The organism is uncultured Agitococcus sp. (assembly GCF_937920075.1).
GTDB lineage: Bacteria > Pseudomonadota > Gammaproteobacteria > Pseudomonadales > Moraxellaceae > Agitococcus.
Genome location: NZ_CALETI010000349.1, coordinates 1 through 4,392, shown reverse-complemented (window position 1 = coordinate 4,392; position 4,392 = coordinate 1). Strand labels below are relative to the sequence as shown.

Below are 4,392 nucleotides of genomic sequence, written 5' to 3'. Positions count from 1 at the left end.
GTCGCTTGTAGATTCACCACACTTAAAGTGCCACCATCCACATCACTAAAGCCTTGTAATAAATCACTGACCTGAATCGTGTACGACTGGTCTTCTGTGCCATTCGGTAAAACCGCAGGGCTTGAGAATAAAACAGGCGCGTCATTCACGGCATTGATCACAAAGCTGTTGCTCGCTGCTGTCAACCCATTATTGCCATCACTCACTTGATAGCTTAACTGAACCGTACCGTTGAAGTCTTTCGTGGGGCTAAAGGTATAGCTGCCATTTTGATTATCCACAAGGCTGCCATTCGTCGCTTGTAGATTCACCACACTTAAGCTGCCGCCATCCACATCACTAAAGCCTTGTAATAAATCACTGGCCTGAATCGTGTAAGACTGATCTTCTGTGCCATTGGCTAAGACAACAGGCGTTGAGGGCGCAATCGGTGCATCATTGATTGGCTTAACCGTAATTGTATCTTGTCGATCGGTAAAGCCACCTCGTCCATCTTCAACACGATAACTAATCGTCACTGAACCATTAAAATTAGGCGTAGGATTAAAATTTAAAGTTTGATTAGCATTAATACTAATTGTACCTTGCCCTGCAGTAATCACCGCCGAAGTGACTGTTAAGGGGTCACCATCAGGGTCTGCAACTAATGATAAAACATTAATATTATCTAAAGATTGATCTTCATTTGTTGAAAAATTACCTAACACATCTAAGGCCATAGGCGCACGATTCACATCTTGTATTTGTAATGCAAATGTTTGTGCAGCTGTTAGAGAGCCATCACTAGCAACCACGGTAATTTGTAAAACACCCGCATCACTAAAACTCGGTGTACCACTAAAACCTAATGTATTCTGATTAAAAATCAACCAACTTGGTAGAGGATCACCATTCTCCAAAGTAGCCGTGTACGTTAATACATCTCCGTCTAGGTCTTTAAAACTATTGGCTGACAAAGCATAAAGAAAACTTTGTCCCTCATTAATTTGTAGATTACCAATAATATCCTGTGTATTTGGCGCATCATTCACTGGTACAAGGACAAAAGTTTGATTGGCCGATAAGGTATATGTGCTATCCGTCACTTGGTAGTTTAAATTGATAACGCCATTATAATTTTGTGGTGCTTGAATGGTAAATGTACCATCTAAATTATCGATGACCGTGCCTTGATTAGCACTCAAATTGATAACAGATAATGCTTCGCCATCAACTTCGCTAAAGCCCTGTAATAAATCACTCGCTTTAACAATATATGCTACATCTTCCTGACCATTTTTTAGAATGGCTGTTGCGCTACCTGTTGGCGCATCATTTTGATTAATGACATTTAGTGTACGTGTAACTGGTGTTTCAGCAATACCATCTGACACACAATAATTTAGTTGAATATTGCCAAAATAATCGGGATTAGGCGTATACACATAACTGCCATCATTATTATCAACTAAGGTGCCATTGCTAACCGTCAGTTTAATAATACTCAATATATCGCCATCTATATCGGTATAACCCTGCAATAAATCGTTAGCGTACAACACATAAGAAGTGTCTTCTATAGGATCATTTAAATCAATCGGGGTACTTGTTAATACAGGTGCATCATTAACAGGCTGAACAACCACTTCAACCGAAGAATTAACAAATGCAGTTCCATCACTCACCACAAAACTGATCGTTGCTGTACCATTAAAATCGTTTGCAGGAGTAAAACTGATTGTCTTATCCGCATTTAAAATAGCCACTCCCTGACTGACATCAACACTGACATTCGAAATACTAATTGTGTCGCCATCAGGATCACTAATACCTGACATCACGTCTATGATTTGCGTTGAGTCATCTTCATTAATTATAAAACTTGTCCCTATATCGACTACTGGCTGATGATTGACATTATTAATCGTTAATTCAAAACTGGTACTCGCAGACAAACCACCATTGTCTGTAGCAGTGACGATAATAGTATGCTTACCTGCATCATTAAATGTTGGTGTACCAACTAATGTACGATTTTTATCATCAAAACTTAACCAATCTGGCAAACCATTGACTGTATAAGTTAATTGCCCCTCGCCAAGATCGCTCTCAATATCACTAAAAGCATTGGCTGGAATTTGATAACTAAAGGTGGCTGCTTCATCAACTTGCTGATTAGTGATTGGCGATGGTGAAGCAGCTACTGGTGCATCATTAACCGCATTAACGGTGATAGATTCTGTTTTGGTAAACATAGCACCTTGACTATCTTTAACAGTATAAGTGAGGTCTGCTATGCCATAAAAATCTGCTGTTGGTATATAAGTCAAGGTTTTATCAGCATTAATGACTACTGTACCTGCCGTACTGCTGGCACTTTCAATAGTAAAGTCATCACCATCAGGATCTGCAATTCGGAGTGACAGATCTATTGCTAAGTCAGTATCTTCATTAGTGATTAACAATGGTGCATCACTAATGGCAATAGGTGCTTGATTCACATCATTAATATCTAGAGTAAAAATTTGTGAAGTAAATAAACCATCAGGGTCTGTTGCAACCACTTTTACTTGTAATGTACCTGCATCACTAAAACTTGGAATGCCACTAAATGTGTGAGTTTTATCATTAAAACTGAGCCAAGATGGCAATGGACTACCATCCACCAAACTCGCACTATAGGCTAAATTATCGCCATCAATATCAGTAAATGCTTCGGTAGGAATAGTGAAAACAAATGACTGCCCTTCATCGACCATTTGATTATCTAATGGTAATAAAGTAGTTGGCGCATCATTAATTGGCATCACCTGAATAATGGTTTTCCCTGTTACACTGGCAACACCATCACTGACGGTATAAGTCAAACTCACAGCACCATTAAAATTGGCAGCAGGAGTAAAAACTATTTCTTGGCTATCCAAAAAGCCCAAAGTGCCTTGTGTAGGATCATCCAAATCAACTTTAGTAATGATTAGAGATTGACCATTGACATCAGAAACATTCGATAATAAATCTAAGGTAATTGATCCATCTTCATTGACTTCGGCATTTAATGGATCATTAATAATTTGGGGAGGTGTGTTATTAAAAATACCAACAATTTGTGCTGCTGTTAAAACTGTACCATCTTTAAATATCAATGTTTCAATGGCATCTTTACTATAGGTTTCAACTTTGCCTGTGGCATCAACATTAAAAAAGTTATTAATGCGAATACTGTCTGTTTCTGAGGAGGGAAAACTAATAACTAAGGTTGTTGCAATTTGAATATCTTGGCTAAATACAGCTTGGCTACGCGCAAAGTTTGCAATTGTTAATAAGTCACCTACACCGTTATCTTCTTGAGGGCTTGGATATTCTTCATTATTGATAAAGTCATGGCCATTTGTGTAAATATAACTATTATTACCTGCTCCGCCACTTAAATTATCATTGCCATTACCGCCAACAAGCGTGTCGTTTCCTTCACCACCCGCTAAATAATCATTGCCATCATCACCAGAGACAAGATCATCTCCAACCCCACCCTCTATATTGTCGTCACCCAATGCTCCCGACAGCGTATCATTACCTGCATATCCATAAATAAAATCACCTGCTTCTGTGCCTGTAATAATATTATCCAACTCATTACCAGCACCTGTCAGACTATCTTTTCCTAATAAAATTAAATTCTCAACATTGTTTGGTAAGGTGTAAGAAACAGAACTTTGAACAGTATCTGTTCCTCCACCCACACCTAATGTAGCCACTACAACATCTTGAAAACTATTTTTATCATTTTCTACCAAATTATTAGCCAAGCTTGCATAGACAACTTGAGAGCCATCTGCGGAAAAAGACGCTTGTTGGCTAAACGCATTGGCTTGTACACCAGTCGCAGACTGGCTCACTAATGTCACATGTCCTGTTGTTAAATCCTTAATAAAAATATCACCAACATCATTAGTGTCGTTGTTTACTAAGTTATAGGCATAGCTTTGGAATAGTATTTGGCTGCCATCAGGTGAAAAAACAGGCGCATAACTGGATGCGTTTGCTTCTTGGCCAGCACTTGTGGTGCTAACCCGAATCAACTCTCCAGTTTCCAAATCCTTAACAAAAATATCAACATTAAAGTTAGTATCATTATCTACGGCATTATTCGCAGAACTGATAAAAGCGACTTTTTTTCCATCAGGTGAAAATACCAAACTTTCGCTAGATGCATTTAATTCTTCACCTTTGCTATTGGTACTAATTCGAGTGACTTCGCCTGTGAGCAAATCTTTAATAAAAATATCACCAACATCGTTAGTATCGTTAGCAATTAAATTAGTAGCCAAACTCGTAAAGGCAATTTTAGTCCCATCAGGCGAAAAAACAGGTGCATAACTGTCATCATTCGATTCGCCATTCTTGCTATCAACA

The 4,392-nt window shown here is 38.5% G+C and carries 1 protein-coding gene; it reads right to left on the bottom strand.

Features of this window, described 5'->3' with window-relative positions; translation table 11 throughout:
- On the bottom strand, positions 1–4,392 hold a 4,392-nt coding region (locus Q0212_RS12100), incomplete at both ends, for a cadherin-like domain-containing protein (RefSeq protein WP_297925850.1).